The organism is Hyphomonas sp., assembly GCF_036964145.1.
Classification (GTDB): Bacteria; Pseudomonadota; Alphaproteobacteria; order Caulobacterales; family Hyphomonadaceae; genus Hyphomonas.
The window spans coordinates 201,452-221,223 of the sequence record NZ_JBALUC010000006.1; the positions used below are offsets into that span (position 1 = coordinate 201,452).

Here is a 19,772-nt window from a genome sequence, read left to right on the forward strand (position 1 = left end):
GGCTTATGAGCGGGCACCCTATCACCCGCAAGGAGGAGAAACCAATGGCTGATGACGCTGTTCAGCGCGAGTCGATGGAATATGATCTGGTCATCGTTGGCGGTGGCCCTGCGGGTCTGTCCGCGGCAATCCGGTTCAAGCAACTGGCGGATGCCGCCGGCGAGGACCTTTCGGTCGTCGTGATCGAGAAGGGCGGCGAGATCGGCGCTCACATCCTGTCCGGTGTCGTCATGGACCCGGTTGGCCTCGACAAGCTGATCCCCGGCTGGCGGGAGCGGGATGACCGCCCGCTGAAAACCGAAGTGACCGGCGACAAGTTCAAATTCCTGGGGCCGAATGGCGAGGCCGACATTTCTTGGCTGCCTATGCCGGGCTTCATGAAGAACCATGGCAACTATACCGGATCGCTCGCCAATGTGGCGCGCTGGCTGGGCCAGGAAGCCGAGAATCTCGGCGTCGAAGTCTTTCCGGGTTTTGCCGCCTCCGATCTGGTGCTCGGCGAGAATGGCGAAGTGAAGGGCATTGTGGCCGGCGTCATGGGCATTGCCGCCGATGGCTCGCACAAGCCGGATTATGAGCCTGGCATGGAACTGCTCGGCAAGTATGTCCTGTTTGCCGAAGGCGCGCGCGGCTCGCTGACCAAGCAGCTGATCGCCAAGTACAATCTGGATGAAGGTCGCGACCCGCAGAAATTCGGCATCGGCCTGAAAGAGCTGTGGTCGGTCCCGGAAGAGAATTTCAATGAGGGCTATGTCCAGCACACGATGGGCTGGCCGCTCGACAACAAGACCGGCGGCGGCAGCTTCCTCTACCATTTCCGCGACAATGGCGAGCCATTCATCTCGGTTGGGTTCGTGGTGCACCTCAATTACGAGAACCCGTACATTTCGCCCTATCAGGAATTCCAGCGCTTCAAGCATCACCCCTGCGTGTTGCCGCATCTCGAAGGCGGCAAGCGGGTTGCCTATGGCGCGCGGGCCATCACCGAGGGCGGCTTCCAGTCCGTGCCGAAGCTGGCCTTCCCGGGCGGGGCGCTGATCGGATGTGGCGCCGGCTTCGTCAACGTGCCGCGCATCAAGGGCAGCCACAATGCCATCCTGACCGGCATGATGGGCGCCGAAGCGGCGTTCGAGGCCATCAAGGCTGGCCGCGAGGGCGATGTGCTGACCGCTTATGAAGACGCCTACAAGGACTCTTCAGTCTACAAGGAGCTGAAGCAGGTGCGGAACGTGAAGCCGCTCTGGTCGCGCCTCGGCACCGCCATCGGTATCCCGCTCGGTGGTCTGGAAATGTGGATTTCCAGCCTGTTCGGCGGCTTCTCCTTCTTCGGTACGCTGAAGCACGGCAAGACCGATGCGGCGGCGCTGAAGCCGGCGAAGAAGTTCAAGCCGATCGATTATCCGAAGCCGGATGGCAAGATCAGCTTTGACAAGCTGACCAATGTCTCCTTCACCAACACCTATCATGGCGAAGACCAACCCGTTCACCTTATCGTGAAGGACATGGCTCTGCAGAAGGCCTCCGAGCATGATGTCTATGCCGGTCCGTCGGCGCGCTATTGCCCGGCTGGCGTCTATGAATGGATCGAGGAAGGCGGTGAGCTGAAGTTCCAGATCAACTCGCAGAACTGCATTCACTGCAAGACGTGCGACATCAAGGATCCGAACCTCAACATCAACTGGACCGTGCCGGAAGGCGGCGGCGGCCCGGCCTATCCGAACATGTAAACAGGGCTTCGTCCCTTATGGTTTCCGGAAAGCGCGGTGGGGTTAACCCTGCCGCGCTTTCTCCATTTCGCGCCTTGCTCTCGCCGCATCGGACTGCTTCACTCTGCGTCAAACCGAACCCGGAGTACGCCGTCCTCATGCGCACCAGACTGTCTCTTGCCGCCTCTGTCCTGACCCTGTCCCTCACGCTCGGCGCCTGCGCGACCGAGCCGGCGCCCGCCCTGGAAGACACCCCGGTCGCGGCGCCGCTTGTCGAGAGTTCCGTGCCGCTCTCCCCGGCGGCGCGCGCGACGGCCGTGATAGGGGCCAATGGCCTGCCGGTCGGCATCTCCGCCTATCCGGCGCCGCTGGATGCCGTGAAGGCTGGCGACATGGCGGCCTTCCTGCAGATGACCTCCGGCCTGTCTCAGGAAGACCGCGATGTCAGCCCGCTCTTCGATGCCTTCCTGGCGCTCGACCGGGCCGCGGACGGCGACACGACGGCCGCGCGTAATATATTGAAGACCTCCAACAGCCAGAGTGAGGAAGAGGGCGAGACGGGCTTCTACGCTTTCCTCGATGCATGGCTGCTGGCGATGGATGGCAAGCCGGACCAAGCCATCGAGCGCCATCGCGGCGCGGCAGGGGCGATGCCGGGCCTGACGGGCGATCTGTCCCTTGCGGCCATGCTGGAAGCCCTGGACCGCCCGGAACAGGCGCTTGCCGTCTATGAATTCATGACGCCCGCCGAGATCGAGGCGCCGGAGCACCAGTTTGACCCGAAGGGCTTGCTCTACAGCCATATCCGCACCGTGGTCTCGCGCCACGCATTGCTGCTGCAGCGCCTCGGCCGGATCGAGGAGGCCAAGGCCGTCTACCAGAAACTGGCCGACGCCGAACCGGAAGAGGCGATCAGCTATGCCGCCGCCATCGAGAGCCTCGAAACAGGCAAGAATCTGGACAATGAGGCGCTGGATGTGCGGGCCGCCTTCACCCAGTCACTGGCAGATGTTTCGCGGGCGCTGCAGGAGCAGCGTATCATCCGCACCATCATGATGGGCGGACGGATTGAAGGCTTTGACGATCAGCGTTCCGCGTTTGACCAGGTGGCCCTGCTGATCAATCCGGATGATGAGGGGCTGCGCGCCGCCGTCATCGACCAACTGTATGAGAGCGCCCTCTATGGCGGCGTAGCGCATGTTGCCCTGAGCGCGCCGACCGAGACAGCGTCGCTGCAGATCGCCGCCGCGCAAGCGCTGATCATGTCTGGCGAGGAAGACGAGGCCCGGGCCACGGTGGCGCGGGCGCTGGAAATCACAGACGAGGATGACCGCCTGCAGACGCTGTATGGCGCGCTGCAGCTGCGCACCCTGCTGAATGATCAGGAGGGCTCGGCCGAATTGGTGGACGAAGTGATCTCGCTGGCCTCCAACCAGGCAGAGCGGGCGTCGGCACATGGCCTTGCCGCAGAGATCAAGAACCAGTTCGGAGACCTTGAAGGGGCCGCCCGACACGCCGCCAAGGCGCGTGAGTTGGATGACACGCATGACCGCCGCATGATGCTGGCCAATTCACTGGGCAAGATCGGCGAAGTGAACCAGGCTCTGGCCATCCTGCGCACCGAATTGCTGGGACGGCCGAACGACCCGTACACGCTGAATTCCCTCGGCTATTTCCTGATTGAATACACAGACAAGCAGGAAGAGGGCTTCAAGGTGCTGTACCGGGCCCGCTCGCTGGCAGAGCGTGATCCCTACATCACCGATTCGCTTGGTTGGGCTTATTTCCGGATGGGCCATCTGAAGGATGCCCAGCGGCTGATCGAGCAGTCACGCGCCGACCTCAAGCCTCACAAGCATTGGGAAATCGAGACCCATCTGGGCGACATCTACTGGCATCAGGGCAAGAAGGAAGCCGCGCGCGAAGCGTGGCAGAATGCGATCGACAACCACCCGCCCGCCAAGGAAAGAGCAGAGCTGGAAGCCAAGTTGGCAACCGGCCTGACCACGCCGAAGCCTGAGCGCCGGTCATTGCCCAGCGTGTCCATCGGGGATGGCGAGGTGGACCGGCAGGATATCTGACCGGATTGTCAGGCAGCTGAGACCTTTTACCCGCCTCCGACGCGCCTTACTATTGCCGGATATCAATGCGATTCCGCGATGCGAACGCTGACGGGAAAACTATGTCGAACAACATGAATCCTCACATGCAGGAACCAGAACCCAGCCGCCGGTTTCTTCCGGGCCCGCCCTGGGTCTGGGTCTGGGCGCGCCGTCTGGTCATTCTGGGCTTCGTACTCGCAGCGCTCGGCTTTGTTGCGCTCTGGCTGTACTTCGCGGCGCTTGGCCGTCAGGTCCCGTCCATCGAGAAGCTGAAACAGTATGAGCCGCCGATCACCTCGCGTGTCCATGCCGGCGACGGAACGCTGATTGCCGAATTTGCGGACCAGCACCGCGTCTTCGTGCCGTATGAGTCGATCCCGAACCATGTTGTGTATGCCTTCGTCGCGGCCGAGGACAAAAATTTCTTCACGCATGAAGGGCTCGACTACAAGGGTATCGTGCGCGGCGGGGTGAACTCCGCCAAGAACAAGATCACCGGCTCCGGGGGACTCGAAGGCGGCTCCACGATCACCCAGCAGGTCGCCAAGAACATGCTGCTGACGCGCGACCAGAACCTGACCCGGAAGGCGAAGGAAGCCATCATCGCGCAGCGCATGGAGAAGGAGTTCACCAAAGAGGAAATCCTCGAACTCTATCTCAACGAAATCTATCTCGGTTATCGCTCCTATGGTGTCGGGTCGGCGGCGCTGAACTATTTTGACAAATCTCTGCCGGAACTGGACCTGTCAGAGGCGGCGATCCTGGCATCGCTGGCCAAGGCCCCGTCCTCGGTGAACCCGTACAGCCGGCCCAAACGCCTGCTGCAGCGTCGCAATTACGTCCTGCGCCGTATGGTCGAGGATGGCTATATCGAGCGCGAAGCCGCCGAAGAGGCCATGACCAAGCCGCTGACGACCACGCGCCGCCTGAAGGGGCCGGAATATGCCGCTGCGACCTATTTCGTGCAGGAGCTGCGCCGCGACCTGATCAAATCCTATGGTGAAGACACGTTGCAGCAGGGCGGCCTGTCCATTCGCTCGACAATCGACACCAAGCTGCAGCTGGCCGCTCAGGACGCGCTGCAAAATGGTCTCGTCACCTATGATCGCCGGCATGGCTGGCGAGGTCCGGTGACGACGCTCGATCCGAAATCAGACGACATTCTCGAACAGCTGGACGGTGTGAAACTGCCCGGCGGGTATGGCACATGGGAAGCGGCCCTGGTCACCAGGATCGGATCGAAGGGGGCTGAGCTCCTGCTGACCGATGGCGCGACCATCCCGCTGCCTGCCGAGGAAGTCGAGTGGGCTGCCAAGTACAAGCCCGCCGAGGGCAAGGGCGGCCTGAAGGTCGGCGATGTGGTCTTGGCCGAGCTGAAGCGCAAAGTGCTGAATGCGGAAGAAACCGCCGCGCCGGCAGAAACGGAACTGGACCCGGACGGCGACGAGATCGACCAGCCGGACCCTGAACCGATGATGATCCCGGTAGGGAATGCCATCCTTCGGCAGGTGCCGGAAGTGGACGGATCGCTTGTGGCAATCGACCCTCATACGGGCCGGATCCTGGCCATGCAGGGCGGCTACTCCTTCTTCAAATCCAGCTACAATCGCGTCACCCAGTCGAAGCGCCAGCCGGGCTCCAGCTTCAAGCCGTTTGTCTATGCGGCCGCGCTGGAAAAGGGCTACACACCGGCAAGCCGGATGCTGGATGCGCCCTTCGTGGCATTTGATGTGTCTACGGATGATTACTGGCGCCCGTCGAACTATACCGAAGGCCGTACCTATGGCATGGTCACGCTGCGCATCGCGCTGGAGAAATCCCTGAACCTCGTCACCGCGCGTGTGGCGCAGGACATCGGCATGGAGGCCGTGTCCGATTTGGCCGAGCGCATGGGCGTCTATGAAGACCTGCCGCCTTATCCGGCCATGTCGCTGGGCGCGGGCGATACCTATCTGATCGACCTGGCGCGCGGCTATGCCGGCTTCGTCAATGGTGGCCGGATCATCAACCCGACCCTGCTGGACCGCGTGCAGGACCGTCATGGCCGCACCCTGTTCCGGCATGACGAGCGCCCGTGCGAGGATTGCCATCTCGAAGAATGGAACGGCGAAGAGCCGCCGCAACTCGCTGAGGTGGGCGAGCAGGTGCTCGACCCGATTGTTGCCTATCAGGTGACCCATATGCTGGAAGGCGTGGTGGAGCGCGGCACGGGCCGCCGGGCGCTGCGCGTCGGCAAGCCGCTGGCTGGCAAGACCGGGACCACCGATGATTATCGCGACGCCGTCTTCATGGGCTACTCGCCGGACCTCGTCGTGGGCGTGCGGGTTGGCTTCGATGACAATAGGTCGCTCGGCGAAGGCGAGGCAGGCGGTTCGGTCGCCGCGCCGATCTTCACCGAATTCATGGAAAAGGCATTGGAAGACGAGCCTGCCATTCCGTTCCGGATTCCCCCCGGCGTGCGCCTCGTTAAGATCGATGCACGCAATGGCGAACTGCCCGGACCAGACACGGCGGTCATTATCGACGAAGCCTTCCGTCCCGGCACCGAGCCCGGCATGAGCGCCTTCCGCGACACCAGTGACTGCCTGTCCATTTCGGGCAATTGCGGCGCGGGCAGCGGCAATGGTGGTGGCTATGGCGGGTTTGACCCGGAACGCGATGCGGGAATCGTGGATGAGAATCCGGAGATGTTCCCAGGCCAGCCCGGTCAGCCGCAACCGGCCCCGGAAGCGCCGGTCGACGACAATCTCGGCGACATTTACTGACAACACGGATTTTGACGCAGGGAGGCGGGCGCGCTATGCCCCGCCTCTCTGAATTTTACTGACCTATACAAGATAGAGGCTGATCCCATGTCCGCAGAAATCAAATCGCTCACAGACCAGATCCGCCAGTCCGCCGATTTGCTACGGAGGCGTCTTTGACTGGGATACTGCTACCAAACGCCTCGATGAGCTGACTGCGCTCTCTGAACGCCCGGATTTCTGGGACGACCCGCAGGCTGCCCAGGCCATGATGCGCGAACGCCAGCGCCTTGCCGACGGTATCGAGACCGTCGAAGCCCTGCAGCGCGAAGCCAATGATGCCGAGGAATTGCTCGAACTCGCCGAAGGCGATGAAGATATGATCGCGGACATCGAGACCAATCTGAAAAAGGCCGCCGCGCGCGCCGAGAAGGCTGAACTGGCTGCGCTGCTGTCCGGTGAAGCTGACGCCAATGATTGTTTCATCCAGATCAATGCGGGCGAAGGCGGCACGGAAAGCCAGGACTGGGCCAATATCCTGCGCCGCATGTATGTCCGCTGGGCCGAAGCCCATGACATGAAGGTCGAGGAGATGGACGAGCGCGAGGGCGAAGAGGCCGGCATCAAATCCGCCACGCTCCAGATCAAGGGCGACAATGCCTATGGCTGGCTGAAGTCCGAGACGGGCGTGCACCGGCTTGTGCGCATTTCCCCCTTCGACAGTTCCGCGCGTCGCCATACGAGCTTTGCGTCAGTCGCCGTCACGCCTGTGATCGACGATAATATCGAGATCGAGATCAATCCGTCGGATGTGCGCACCGATACGTATCGCGCCTCTGGCGCGGGTGGCCAGCACGTCAACCGGACCGATTCGGCTGTCCGCCTGACGCACGAGCCAACAGGTATCGTCGTCCAGTGCCAGAATGACCGCTCGCAGCACCGCAACCGGGATCAGGCCTGGCAGATGCTACGCTCGAAACTCTATGAGTTGGAACTGCAGACTCGCCGTTCAGTCGCCGATGCGCAATACGCCGAAAAGAGCGCCATCGGTTTTGGCCATCAGATTCGCTCCTACGTGCTCCAGCCCTATCAGATGGTGAAGGACCTCCGGACGGAGGTCGAAACCTCCGACACGTCTGGCGTGCTGGATGGCGACATTGATCTCTTCCTGTCGGCTGCGCTTGCCGCATCTGTGGCCAAGGGCGAGGACGACGAAGCCTAGTCTTTCGGCGCAACCAAACGGCCCCTTGCACGTTCGTCCTGAATGGACGATCTGCTGACGCTTTCCTTCGACAGCGATGTGCCCTTGGGTGTCATGGCTACGCGGCTGCTGGCAGCCTGTGTGGCAGGCCTGATCGTCGGGTTCGAACGCGAGGTTCGCGACCGGCCTGCCGGCTTGCGAACGCATATGCTTACGGCGCTCGCCTCGTCCGTATTCATGTTGATTGCCATTGAGATGATTCATTCCTTCGGCGGGGATGACGACATCACCCAGCTTGACCCGACGCGCGTCGTGCAAGCCGTGACGGCGGGGGTCGCTTTCCTCGCGGCCGGAACCATTATTCATGGCCGGGGGTCCGTACGCGGATTGACGACCGGCGCGAGTATCTGGCTCGCAGGCGCGATTGGCCTGGCTTGCGGGGCGGGCTACCTCCGGCTCGCTTTCCTTGCTGTGCTGCTGTCGGTCCTGATCCTGCTGCCGATCCGCATGTTGGAAACCCATTGGTTCGGAAAACCCCCGATCGGAAAAGGGGACGAGCATGGGGACAGCTAATCCAGCCTTATGGGAATACCGGATCTGGCCGGAGGCGGGCGATGCAATTGCGCAGCGGTTGCAGGTCGGGCTGGATTTCGCCGCTGAGCCGCCCCGCACCGACATCTATTTCCGTGTGCCATCCCGCGCGCCAGCCCAAGCCAAATTGCGGGGCGGGGCGCAGTTCGGCATCAAGGAATTGCTGACCCGTGACGGCGGCCTCGAACACTGGCGGCCGGTCGTCGCCTCCCCTTTTCCGCTGGATGATGAAGACCGGGCGACGCTGGCGCGTCTCTTTCCCACCATTCCCACAGCGCTGACCAGCTTGTCCGCGCTACGCGAGGCGTTGCTCGCGGAAGGAGATGAAGTCGTGGTCGACAAGCGACGCCACATTGCTACCGGTCCGGGCGGCCTGCGCGCGGAGATCGCGACAGCGTCTCTGGGCGGGCAGCAATATTCGACACTGTGCCTGGAGCATGAGAACCCGGCTGAACTCAGTCGGCAAGTGGATCGGTTCGGCTTCGGGGATTGGCCGAATGTCAGCTATCCGGACTGGATCACGCGAAACGCCTGACGCGAAAAGAAGGCCCGCCCCGAATAATCTTCAGGGCGGGCGAAATGTTCATTTGAAGGCAGACTACAGAACGTCGAGCATTTCCGCGACAAGCGGGTGACGGACGACGTCCTTGCCTTCGAGGCGGATGATCGAAGCGCCGCCGAGTTTTTCGAGCCGTTCGGCGGCGGTGGCGAGACCGGAGAATTCCGGCAGCAGGTCCGACTGGGCGGGGTCGCCCGTGATGACCATGGTCGAGTGCCAGCCAAGCCGTGTGAGCAACATCTTGAGCTGGGTGTAGGTGCAGTTCTGCGCTTCGTCGATGACGATGAAGGCATTGTTCAGGGTACGGCCCCGCATGAAGCCGATCGGGGCAATCTCGATGACTCCTTCGGCCAGCATGTGTTTCAGCTGTCCGGGCGAAAGCCGGTCTGACAGGGCATCATAGAGAGGACGCAAATAAGGGGCGAGCTTGTCTTCCATCGCGCCGGGCAGGAAGCCAATCTGTTCGCCGGCCTCGACGGCCGGGCGGGACAGGATGATCCGGGCAACCTTGCCCTTCTGGAGCGCCTCGACCGCTTTGCAAACGGCGAGGTAGGTCTTGCCGGTGCCCGCCGGCCCGAGCGCCGCGACGAGAGCATGGTCGTCCATCGCCTTCATGAGTTGGGCCTGGTTTTCCGTGCGTGGCTTGACGGTCTTCTGGTAGCGCTGGGTGCGGCCACCCTCCGCGCGCTGATGGTCTTGCCGGGGGTCGGCGTCGTCCGGGTGCCAGCCCCGACCACCTTCTATGGCTTGCAGCTTTGGTCCCTTGCCGCGGGCACCCTCCTCGAACCAGGTGTTCAGGTTCACTTCTGAACCTTGCTTCATCCGTTTTGCTGCATTGCGTTTACCCATGGAAGGTCTCCTTGGTTGCGGGCAAGAAAAAAGCCACCGGCGGAATCGCGCGATGGCTTGGCGGAAACTGGGAGGAAGCAAGGGCCGTCCGCCCCGTGGGCGGTGTGGCCAAATCCCGGAAGGTCTCTCCGGGCGGCGGGGTGTGACAGGGTCTTGTGATGACCGTCTCCAACTCCGAATCTGTTGATGATTAGAGTGTACCAAGGTTATCAAACGATGAACAATAATTCCGCGAGCGAAATGAGGAGACGCAGAACCCATGGCCATTTACGAGATTGACGGAACAAGACCGATCCTGCCGGACAGCGGCAATTATTGGGTGGCCGACAATGCGCAGGTCATGGGCAATGTGATCCTGAAGGAAAATGCCTCGATCTGGTATGGCGCGGTGCTGCGCGGCGACAATGACCCGATCACGATTGGCGAGAATTCCAATATCCAGGACGGCAGCGTGCTTCACACCGATGTCGGGTCCCCGCTGACCATTGGCCGGGACGTCACGGTCGGTCATATGGTGATGCTGCACGGCTGTACGATTGGCGAAGAGACGCTGATCGGGATCGGCTCAACCATTCTCAACAATGCGAAAATCGGCAAGAATTGCATCATCGGGGCGCACACCCTGATTCCCGAAGGCAAGGTGATCCCCGACAATTCCCTGGTTATGGGCGCGCCGGGCAAGGTGGTGAAGGATATCTCCGACCACCAGGTCCAGGTGATCAAGATGTCAGCCGTGCATTATGTGGAAAACTGGAAACGCCATCGCAACAGCGTGAAACGGATCGACTAGACGTCATCCTCATCCGGGCGCAGGAAGTTCACCGCGAACTCATTCTCGCCCGAGCGCACCACGCGGCCGCGCAGGTTTCCGGCCGTCACCACTTCGCCAATTGGCGGCGGCTGGAACTGGCCATTGGTCTCGAAGCTGGCGCCGGTCAGTGAGATGTCGACCACGGTGCACGGGATCTGCAGGCCGTCCTTGCGACCGATAAAGGCCGGGCCGCCGGTCGGGAAGCGGGCCGCGGCGCGCTGTTCCGGAACTTCGATCAGATCCTTGTTGATCAACCAGCTCAGGCGATCGGCCAGTTTCTTGCGCTTGTGCGGTACGACATTGAATTCAACCGCAAAACCATCCTTCGACGTGCGCACAACGGTGCCGGCCACGCGGCCGAGATCATCGAAATAGCAAATCACGTTCGCGCCGGCTTCCGGCACGGTCGCAGCGCGCAGATAGGCGCCGGAACAGGACAGGTTTTCGGTAACGAGTTGATGGTCTTCGCTGGCATCGTCCAGGAAGCAGCCTCCCAGTTCGAGATCGACTCGCTGGTATTTGCGGCGATCCTGCTCGGTTTCGATGACCGGGCGGAACTGCGGCACAGACAAATCTATTGCAGACATATGAAATCTCCTGAAGCCCTTGGGGCAACCTGTCTGTTCAACTCCATCAAGCCTTTACTTACGCTAGTTTCGTTCACAAACTGTTGCTGGAAAGGGAAGGAATTGTTCTGTTCCTTCACCATAAGGTTTAACGGGAGGAGCTCCGGCGGTGGAGACATACGACTATATAATCGTGGGCGCGGGCAGTGCAGGCTGTGCCCTGGCTAACAGGTTGAGCGAAGATCCACGCATCAAGGTTTGCCTGGTGGAGGCCGGAAAGAAAGACAATTCCCTGATGGTAAGAATGCCCGCAGGGGTGGGAAGCCTTATCAAGGCTGAAGGCGCCTATAATTGGGGATTCTGGACCGAACCGCAGAAACATATGAACGGCCGCAAGCTGTGGTGGCCGCGCGGCAAGGGATGGGGCGGATCGTCCTCGATCAATGGCATGATCTATATTCGCGGCCACGCTCGCGATTATGACCAATGGGCCCAGATGGGTCTGCGCGGCTGGAGCTTTGCCGATGTGCTGCCGTATTTCCGGCGCTCGGAAGGCTATGAAGGCGGCGATACGGCATATCATGGCGGCACCGGCCCGCTGAAAGTGTCCGAAAGCCCGCTCTCCTCGCCGATCTACCGGGCCTTCCTGCAGGCAGGCGAACAGGCCGGCTATGCCAGCACCAGGGATTTCAATGGCGCGGAGCAGGAAGGTTTCGGGCGTTACCAGCGCACTATCCACAAGGGCGAGCGCTGGAGTGCCTCCTATGGTTATCTTCGGCCTATTGTTGGGGTGCGTGACAATCTCACCGTAATCTCGACCGGCCTCGTCACCCGCATCCTGATGGAGAAGGGCCGGGCGACAGGCGTTGAAGTGGTGGAAGGCAAAGGCCAGCTGGCGCAGGAAATCCATGCGTCGAGCGAAGTCATTGTTTGTGCCGGTGCAGTCCAGTCGCCGCAATTGCTGCAGCTTTCGGGCATTGGCAATCCGGACCATCTCGGGCGGTTCGACATCAAGACCCAGGTCAAGTCTCCGAATGTTGGCCAGAATCTGCAAGACCATCTGGACCTGACCGTCATCCACGAGATGACCCAACCTATTTCCGCCTATTCGATGCAGAAGGGACTCAAGAAGCTGGGCGTGGGCCTCCAATATTTGTTGAACCAGACCGGCGCCGGGGCAGACAATCACCTGCAAGCAGGAGCGTTCCTGAAATCCCGCGAGGGGCTCGAAATGCCGGACCTCCAGCTTCACTTCGTCAATGCGATCATGATGGATCATGCCAAGCATGAGGCAAACAAGGATGGCTATACCGTCCATGCCTGTCAGCTGCGGCCGGAAAGCCGGGGCACAGTCTGTCTTGCCTCGGCCGATCCATTCGCGCATCCGGCCATTGATCCGAACTATCTGGAGGCCGAGGAAGACCGGCGCGCCATGCGCGAAGCCGTGAAGATGCTACGGGATCTGTGCTCGCAGAATGCATTGAAGCCCTTCACGGGGGCTGAGATGATGCCGGGCGAGAGCGTGAAAACGGATGAGGACATCGACGCCTTCATCCGGCGCACGGGTGAAACGATCTATCATCCGGTCGGGACTGTCGCGATGGGCGCGGGCGATGACAGCCCGGTCGACGGAGAGCTGCGCGTGCGCGGGGTCGAGGGGCTGAGGGTTGTGGACGCCTCAGTGATCCCGACGCTGATTGGGGGCAACACAAATGCGCCGACGATCATGATTGCGGAAAAGGCTGCCGACATGATTCTCGGCAAGTCTCCGCTGGCGGCGGAAGAGCCGGACACCGTAGCGGCCTGATCCGCCGGGATCAGATTGCGTTACTTGCAACCAGTTTGAGGGCCGGTTCGATGCGGCGCGTATCCGGGGGAACCAGCATGGCGACCCGGTGGCGCCAGATCGGCCGGCCTTTCAGCATGGGGATACCGCCCAGCGTCTGGTAGAGGCCCAGGAAACGCGTGCTCGATCCGCCAACGGAGGATTGGGCCAAGGGCATGAGGGTGACTTCGACCTCGACCCGCTGGCCGGTCAGCGTTTCACCGCGACCGCGGATCACGCCCGGCGCGCCATCGGCCCGAACCGCGTCCAGCAGGCCCGAGACCATGGAGCGGTCTGGCCCGGTCCAGAGGTTGAGGAAGTCATGATTGGGCAGCGCCCGGCCCAGCAGTTGGGACACACCGTCACCAGCGGTGCGGAAAATCCATGCGCCGTCATCAGTCGACTGGATCATGAAGATGTTCGTGATCAGGTCCGGATGATCGTTTGCGCGCGGCGTGTGGTCTTCCTGAGAGGCCGGATCGACGTTCATGCGCTTCCAGGCCTCAAGCATGATACGTGTGTTCGGGTGAATAGACCGGTCGTGCATGACGGGCGTTCGCTCCATTATAATTATCAAGACCCCCTGGGCCTGCTCCGGAGACGAGTTCCGCAATATCTGTTCCAGTTCCGCTTTCCCGCCGGGGGGGAAATTTACTGGGTTCGCCTGCGGGAATTTCCCCATTCAGGGGTTTTGAAAGAGAATGACGGACGGATTTCCTGGGCAGCCAAAGCGCGCGTGTCATCTCGGTACAATGCTGGCCAGCACGACGAATCAGGCCGGTGGTCAAATTGTCGATGTCTTGCGCAGATCGCGGCATTCGCATGCCCAGGAACCCGCAAATTCCGGCGTCCTGCAGCTGTGAAACCACGGCGTATGAGAATTCTTAACTATTACTCGTGGTCATGTCTTGTCATGAATTGCCATCTGTCTAAGCCTTTGGACATGGCACCCGTTGCCGTTGAATTCCTCCCACCTATAAAACTCAAAACTTGCTCAAAGGGACCCTCTCGTGAAATTCAGAAAATCCAGTGTACTTGAGATGACTCATTTCAAGTCGGCGCTCTATCTTGGCGCTGGACTTGCCGCATTCGCGACCCTCTCAATGCCTGCCCATGCGCAGGACTCCAACGAAGATGAGAGCCGCACGCTTCAGACCGTGACCATTACCGCTACCAAGCGCGAACAGACCCTGCAGGATGTTCCAGTCGCTGTATCCGTGGTGGATGAGAGCGTCATTGAAAAGGCCGGAATTGTGGATCTGGGAGACCTGCAATCTGTCGTGCCATCGCTGCGTGTCAGCCAGCAGCAATCCTCGTCCAACACCAATTTCATCATCCGGGGCTTCGGCAACGGCGCCAACAATGCCGGCATCGAGCCGTCGGTTGGCGTGTTTGTGGACGGCGTCTATCGCTCGCGTTCGACCTCGCAGATTTCCGACCTGCCAAACCTGCAGCGTGTAGAAGTCCTGCGCGGGCCGCAATCGACCCTGTTCGGCAAGAACGCATCCGCCGGGGTGATCTCGATCGTAACGCAGAAGCCGCAGTTCGAATTGGGCGGAAGTGTCGAAGGCACTGTCAGCAATTATAATGGCTATCGCGCCAGCGGGATCGTGACGGGGCCCATCTCCGAGACGCTCGCTTACAGCCTGAGTGCCAATTTCAACAAGCGCGACGGCTATGTCGAGGATCTCGGCGACGGGGCGGACACCAATGAGCGCAATCGCTGGGGCCTGCGCGGCGACCTGCTGTTTGAACCGACTGACAACATGTCGTTCCGCCTGATCGCGGACTATGACGAGATCGACGAGATCTGCTGTGCAGCCGCGAACGTCATTAATGGCCCGACCGGCGCAGCCATCCTGGCACTGGGCGGAAATCTCGTTGCAGAGGATCCGTTCTCTTATGAAGTGGCCTACAATTTCGGGTCCGAGAACCTCATCAAGAATGGCGGCCTGTCGCTGCAGGGCGATTTCGATCTCGGCGCCTTCACGCTGACCAGCATCACGTCCTACCGCACGTCCGATCTCAGCACGAACCAGGATTCCGACTTCACCAGCGCCGACCTTCTCGGCCGCAAGTCGGATGATGTGGAGATCGAAACCTTCACCCAGGAAGTGCTGCTGACCTCGAATGGCAGCGGACCGCTGAGCTGGATGGTGGGTGGTTTCTATTTTGATGAGACCGTCGATATCGAAAACCAGCTTCTCTATGGCGATGATATTCGTGGCTACATCGACATCCTGTCGTCCGGCCTGCTGACCTCACTGGAGCCGGTCATTTTTGGCGTCGCGCCTGGCACCTTCTTCCAGCCGGGGCAGGGCTTCACCGAATTCTACGGCCAGGACGATACGTCCGCCTCACTCTTCGGAACGGTTGACTATGAAGTCACCGACCGCCTGACGGCGACCTTCGGCCTGAACTATACGCAGGTGAACAAGAACGCCTATTCCAATGCCATCTCGACCGATACGTTCGCTGCGGTTGACCTGAATGCGGCCGCACCATTCATCACGCAGGCGACTGCCGGTGGCCTGCTGCTGCAAGCTGGCGTCAATCCGACGGATCCGGCAGCTGTTGGCGCGTTCGCCGCAGCCTATCCGACCGAATTTGCGACCATCCAGGCAACTGCTGCCGGCGCGCCGGGCGCCCTGCAACAGCTGCAGTTCCTGCCACCGTTCCTGAACTTCCCGAACGCCGTGGAAACGGGTTCGACGGATGACGAGGATACGTCGGTCACCTTCCGCCTGGCCTATGACGTCACGGATGCGATAAATGTGTACGGCTCCTACGCGACAGGCTTCAAGGCCTCGTCCTGGAACCTGTCCCGCGACAGCCGCCCAACCCCGTCCGACTATGCGCTGCTGGCGCAGGGCGGCCTCCTGTTGCCGAACCTGACCACGGGCACGCGCTTTGCGGGACCTGAGGAATCGAAAGTGTACGAGTTGGGGGTCAAAGGTGCGTATGCAGACTTTGCCTTCAACGTGGCCATCTTCGACCAGACCATTGAGGGCTTCCAGTCCAACGTGTTCACTGGCACGGGCTTCGCGTTGGCGAATGCGGGTGAGCAATCCACCCAGGGCCTCGAACTCGATGCGCAATGGAATGCGACCGACAACCTCCTGCTCAGCTTTGCTGGGACTTTCCTGGATCCGGTCTATGACAGCTTTGAGGAATCGGCGAGCGGCGACATTTCAGGCCAGAAGCCTTACGGCGTTCCGGAGGTTTCAACTTCGACGTCTGCGACCTACACATTCGACGTGAAGACGTATGACGCCTTCCTGCGGGCCGACTGGCAGTATGAAGGCCCGAGCGACTATTTCGACGAACCCGCCAACCAGGCGCTGATCGGCGAACAGAAGGAAGTCAGCACGTTCAACGCCTCGGCTGGCCTGACCACCGAATCCGGCCTGAGCTTTACGCTCTGGGGACGGAACATCTTCAATGATGAGTATATCACGGTGGCCTTCCCGGCCGTGGCGCAGGCCGGATCGATCTCCGGTTATCCGAACCAGCCGGCAACCTATGGCCTGACGGTGCGCAAGTCCTTCTAGAGGATTTGTCTCAAAGCAAACAGAAAGCCCCGTCGCTTGCGGCGGGGCTTTTTCTATTCCGGTCGGTAGGCGGCCAGGGATACGACGGCCAGCACCAGACAGGCAGTCTCGAATCCGACGAACATCAGAAAACTGGTGGTGGGTGCGTCGCCTGCAATCAGGCCCGCAATTCTCGCAAACACATAGCCGCCCATATATGTCGTGATGAACCAGAGGGCAGGGCGGACCATGCGGGGGCGAAAGACGCCAGCCGTGGCCAGCAAGCCTGCGCCCAGGCTCACGCCGCCATAGATGCCCCGCGCCTCGTAGATGCCGTTCGGGCCGCCCAGCTCCACCCCCATGGACGCACTCATGGCCGCGGGACTGAGCAGGGACCAGATTCCGAAGGCAAGGAATGTAAGCGCTAGGAGGCTGAGAAAGATGCGAATGAACATGTTGTGGAAACTAGGGCGAACGGCTCGAGCGTAAAGCCCGGTGATTCGCCGGCCCGCGCCTCCATCTTTATGCCGTATCCGGGGTGGAAATCGTGCCCCAACTCCCATCTGATGAGAGCGAGACGTTTCAGGAGACCGCCCATGCGCCAATCACGGCGAGCGCCCCCCATTATCAACGCGCCCCCCTTCGTCACGGCGGTCGCGTTGGCCATTGTCGCGGCTCACGGGCTCAGGCTTATCACTGGATCGTCGCTGGACCTGTTCTTTGTGGACATAGGGGCTGTGTTTCCAGACCGATTCTGGGGCTGGATCAGCGGAGACCCCGTGACGGGTGGCTATGCGCCGTATGGAAACGCGCTTGAGGCCCTGATTCCCTTGGCCGGGACGGCGTTGGTTCATGGCAGCTGGTCCCACGTCCTTATGAACACGATCATGCTGATTGCGGTCGGCAAGCCGGTCTATGCGGTAATGGAGCGAATCATGAGCTCGCGCGTCGGCGTCAATCTGGCCTTCCTTGGTCTGTTCTTGGCGAGTGTGGTCGGCGGATCCCTGGCGCACTTGCTGGCGCATTATCCGGACGGGCCACCGGCCATTGGCGCCTCGGGAGGGGTGTCGGGCCTGATCGCGGGCGCGCTGATGGTCCAGAACGGCTTGCCGGCGCGTTTGTTTGACCGGAAATTCCTGACGACCAGCGCCGTCTTTTTTGTAGGCAACCTGATTCTTGCGTTCCTGGGGCCCTCATTGTTCGGGTCCGAGATTGCCTGGCAGGCACATATAGGTGGCTATGTCGCCGGCGCCTTGCTGTTCCGGTTTCTCGCGCGCGACCTTGGCCGGGCGGAATTCCGCGCCTGATCGCCTCGAATCCAGAATTATGATAGGCTTCCCCGAAACAAGGCACCCAAAGGGGCCAGACAAACAGGGAGGCATTGGATGACCATCGACCAAATTCTGAAGGACAAGGGATTCGCCATCATATCGGTGAAAGCCGGAGAAACCTTGGCGGCCGCTGCGCAGACGCTCGACGGCAAGCGAATCGGCGCGGTAGTGGCCCTGGATGATGATGGCAGCATCATCGGCGTACTTTCAGAGCGGGATATCGTCCGCCATGTGGCGCGTCAGGGCGCCATGGCCCTGAACCTGAATGTCGGCGATGCGATGACGCGCGACGTGATCAAGGTCGAATCGACCAGCAAGATTGATGATGCGCTCCAGCTCATGACCGACCGCCGGATTCGCCATTTGCCCGTTATGAACGACGGCAAGCTGGTCGGGGTCATCTCGATCGGGGATCTGGTGAAGTGGAAGATCGCTGAAACGGAAGCCGAAGCAGAAGCGATGAAATCGTACCTGTCCGCTCAGTATTAGGGGGCGGCCCCCGTATTCATTGGGCTTTTGGGATTGGCCGGCAGGAAGCCAAGACAAGCTTCCGTCTTTTTCCTGCAGTTTTGTGATGAATTCCTGCATTAGGGGGTTGCCGCATCCGGGGGGCGGGGGTACATCGCCACCTCCGCTGACGAGGCCTTCGGGTTTCAGACGCGGGGCCCGGTAACGGCGCACCTGATTGGTTCGGAAGTTTTCTAATCTTCCCCAGACAGGGCTCGATATCGGTTCCCTGAAATCGCTCGGATCTGAGAGCCGGACATGTTCGGCCAACGGGATCTTTTGCGCTGTAAACATAGCAGGATGGATGGTTAAACATTCTACTGCACACGGCGCAGAAAAGGGTGTTGACGGGAAGAACGGCGGTCCATATAAGCCGCCACTCGCTGACGAGTTCTTCGGATCTCTGAGGCAGCCCGGCACCGGGCTCTCTGAATGGCTTGGAAGTTTCTATTCTTCCCCAGTCAGAGCGTCGATGTCGGTTCCTCGAAACGCTCGAATTTGCGGGCCGGATGATTTCGGCAGGCTGGTTCATTTGCGCCAAAATTGAAGCGGAAACGGTGCCTGGCACCTAACTGCAGAAGAGGCGGAAAAGAGTGTTGACGGGAAGAAGGGCGGTCCATATAAGCCGCCTCTTCCGCAGACGACGCCCTCGGGCATCTGAAGCGGGCCCGCTGAAAAGCTCACCTGGTTGGTGAAAAAGTTCTTGAACTTTTCGTCGAACAGAGGCTATATATGCGGTTCCTCGAAACGCTCGAATTTGCGAGCCGGATCTTTTCGGCAGGTGGTTCTTTTGCGCTAAAATTGATGCAGGAACGGTGGTTAAACACTCAACTGCAGAAGGCGCAAAAAAGAGTGTTGACGGGCTAAGCGGCGGCCCATATAAGCCGCCTCTTCCGGACGGGCCCACGGGCTTCTGATGGAGACCTTCGGAGCCTCGGTTCCAGCTGTTTGACATCGTAAGAGATTAGGAAGAGAAACGCAGGCGGCGTGATGGCTTGCGGACACGGGCTTCGGCCACGGTCCAAACGATCACGACGGATGCGTTTCTTAAGAGAAAATTCTTTTTCCATCGATCAGGTTTCGGCCTGGTCTTTGTGACTAAGGGTTTCTCGTCAAAGAACGCAATACTTGATGCTTAACAGCTAAAGTAGCCATCCATATTCCAATGGATGGTATCGTCAGATCAACTCAACTTGAGAGTTTGATTCTGGCTCAGAACGAACGCTGGCGGCAGGCTTAACACATGCAAGTCGAACGATATAGTGGCAGACGGGTGAGTAACGCGTGGGAACGTACCTTTCACTACGGAATAGCTCTTGGAAACGAGTGGTAATACCGTATACGCCCTTCGGGGGAAAGATTTATCGGTGAAAGATCGGCCCGCGTTAGATTAGCTAGTTGGTAGGGTAATGGCCTACCAAGGCGACGATCTATAGCTGGTCTGAGAGGA

15 protein-coding genes and 1 rRNA gene are annotated in these 19,772 nt (G+C 60.4%); 12 read left to right on the forward strand and 4 right to left on the reverse strand.

Going from position 1 to position 19,772, the window contains the following annotated elements:
• Window positions 1-44 precede the first annotated feature (44 nt).
• The 6 genes from V7660_RS16995 (at window position 45) to V7660_RS17020 (ending at window position 8,879) form a co-directional block, all read left to right on the forward strand.
• A complete protein-coding gene (locus V7660_RS16995; RefSeq protein ID WP_335604244.1) occupies window positions 45-1,727 on the forward strand; it encodes an electron transfer flavoprotein-ubiquinone oxidoreductase in 1,683 nt (560 codons plus the stop codon).
• Window positions 1,728-1,864: 137 nt separating this feature from the next.
• Window positions 1,865-3,787, forward strand: a complete 1,923-nt coding sequence (locus tag V7660_RS17000) for a tetratricopeptide repeat protein (RefSeq protein ID WP_335604245.1) — start codon at window positions 1,865-1,867, stop codon at window positions 3,785-3,787.
• Between the two features lie 125 nt (window positions 3,788-3,912).
• On the forward strand, window positions 3,913-6,573 hold the full coding sequence (locus V7660_RS17005) for a penicillin-binding protein 1A (protein WP_335604246.1): 2,661 nt from the start codon (window positions 3,913-3,915) through the stop codon (window positions 6,571-6,573).
• An 87-nt stretch (window positions 6,574-6,660) separates the two neighbouring features.
• Window positions 6,661-7,774, forward strand: a protein-coding gene (prfB, locus tag V7660_RS17010) for a peptide chain release factor 2 (protein WP_335604247.1) whose coding sequence is annotated in 2 segments (ribosomal slippage) — window positions 6,661-6,729 and window positions 6,731-7,774 — 1,113 coding nt in all. Because the reading frame shifts where the segments join, the coding sequence is not laid out codon by codon here.
• A gap of 42 nt (window positions 7,775-7,816) precedes the next feature.
• Entirely contained in the window at window positions 7,817-8,326 is a 510-nt protein-coding gene (locus V7660_RS17015) for an MgtC/SapB family protein (RefSeq protein ID WP_335604248.1), read from the forward strand.
• Complete coding sequence (locus tag V7660_RS17020; protein ID WP_335604249.1) at window positions 8,313-8,879, forward strand: hypothetical protein; 567 nt, start codon at window positions 8,313-8,315, stop codon at window positions 8,877-8,879. The genes V7660_RS17015 and V7660_RS17020 overlap by 14 nt, the downstream gene beginning before the upstream one ends.
• A gap of 63 nt (window positions 8,880-8,942) precedes the next feature.
• Here V7660_RS17020 and V7660_RS17025 read toward each other — a convergent pair whose 3' ends face one another.
• Complete coding sequence (locus V7660_RS17025; protein ID WP_335604250.1) at window positions 8,943-9,752, reverse strand: PhoH family protein; 810 nt, start codon at window positions 9,750-9,752, stop codon at window positions 8,943-8,945.
• Between the two features lie 259 nt (window positions 9,753-10,011).
• Between V7660_RS17025 and V7660_RS17030 the strand changes: the two genes are divergently transcribed.
• A complete protein-coding gene (locus V7660_RS17030; protein WP_335604251.1) occupies window positions 10,012-10,542 on the forward strand; it encodes a gamma carbonic anhydrase family protein in 531 nt (176 codons plus the stop codon).
• Here the strand turns inward: V7660_RS17030 and V7660_RS17035 are convergent.
• On the reverse strand, window positions 10,539-11,150 hold the full coding sequence (locus V7660_RS17035) for a PilZ domain-containing protein (protein WP_335604252.1): 612 nt from the start codon (window positions 11,148-11,150) through the stop codon (window positions 10,539-10,541). The genes V7660_RS17030 and V7660_RS17035 overlap by 4 nt on opposite strands.
• A gap of 148 nt (window positions 11,151-11,298) precedes the next feature.
• Between V7660_RS17035 and V7660_RS17040 the strand changes: the two genes are divergently transcribed.
• A complete protein-coding gene (locus V7660_RS17040; protein ID WP_335604253.1) occupies window positions 11,299-12,936 on the forward strand; it encodes a choline dehydrogenase in 1,638 nt (545 codons plus the stop codon).
• A gap of 10 nt (window positions 12,937-12,946) precedes the next feature.
• Here V7660_RS17040 and V7660_RS17045 read toward each other — a convergent pair whose 3' ends face one another.
• Window positions 12,947-13,501, reverse strand: coding sequence for a PAS domain-containing protein (locus tag V7660_RS17045; protein WP_335604254.1), 555 nt, complete (start codon window positions 13,499-13,501; stop codon window positions 12,947-12,949).
• A 493-nt stretch (window positions 13,502-13,994) separates the two neighbouring features.
• On the opposite strand from V7660_RS17045, the gene V7660_RS17050 reads away from it, so the two are divergent.
• Window positions 13,995-16,505 carry a TonB-dependent receptor gene (locus tag V7660_RS17050; RefSeq protein WP_335604255.1) on the forward strand — a complete coding sequence of 837 codons (2,511 nt, stop codon included), beginning with the start codon at window positions 13,995-13,997 and terminating at the stop codon, window positions 16,503-16,505.
• Between the two features lie 53 nt (window positions 16,506-16,558).
• On the opposite strand, the gene V7660_RS17055 is transcribed toward V7660_RS17050, so the two are convergent.
• Window positions 16,559-16,939 (reverse strand): DUF4345 family protein, encoded by a 381-nt coding sequence (locus tag V7660_RS17055; protein WP_335604256.1) that lies wholly within the window; start codon window positions 16,937-16,939, stop codon window positions 16,559-16,561.
• Window positions 16,940-17,080: 141 nt separating this feature from the next.
• On the opposite strand from V7660_RS17055, the gene V7660_RS17060 reads away from it, so the two are divergent.
• From V7660_RS17060 to V7660_RS17070, 3 genes are all read left to right on the forward strand, one after another.
• A complete protein-coding gene (locus V7660_RS17060) occupies window positions 17,081-17,791 on the forward strand; it encodes a rhomboid family intramembrane serine protease (RefSeq protein WP_335604257.1) in 711 nt (236 codons plus the stop codon).
• A gap of 78 nt (window positions 17,792-17,869) precedes the next feature.
• Window positions 17,870-18,304 (forward strand): CBS domain-containing protein, encoded by a 435-nt coding sequence (locus tag V7660_RS17065; protein ID WP_335604258.1) that lies wholly within the window; start codon window positions 17,870-17,872, stop codon window positions 18,302-18,304.
• Window positions 18,305-19,511: 1,207 nt separating this feature from the next.
• A 16S ribosomal RNA gene (locus V7660_RS17070) occupies window positions 19,512-19,772 on the forward strand; the annotation flags it as partial.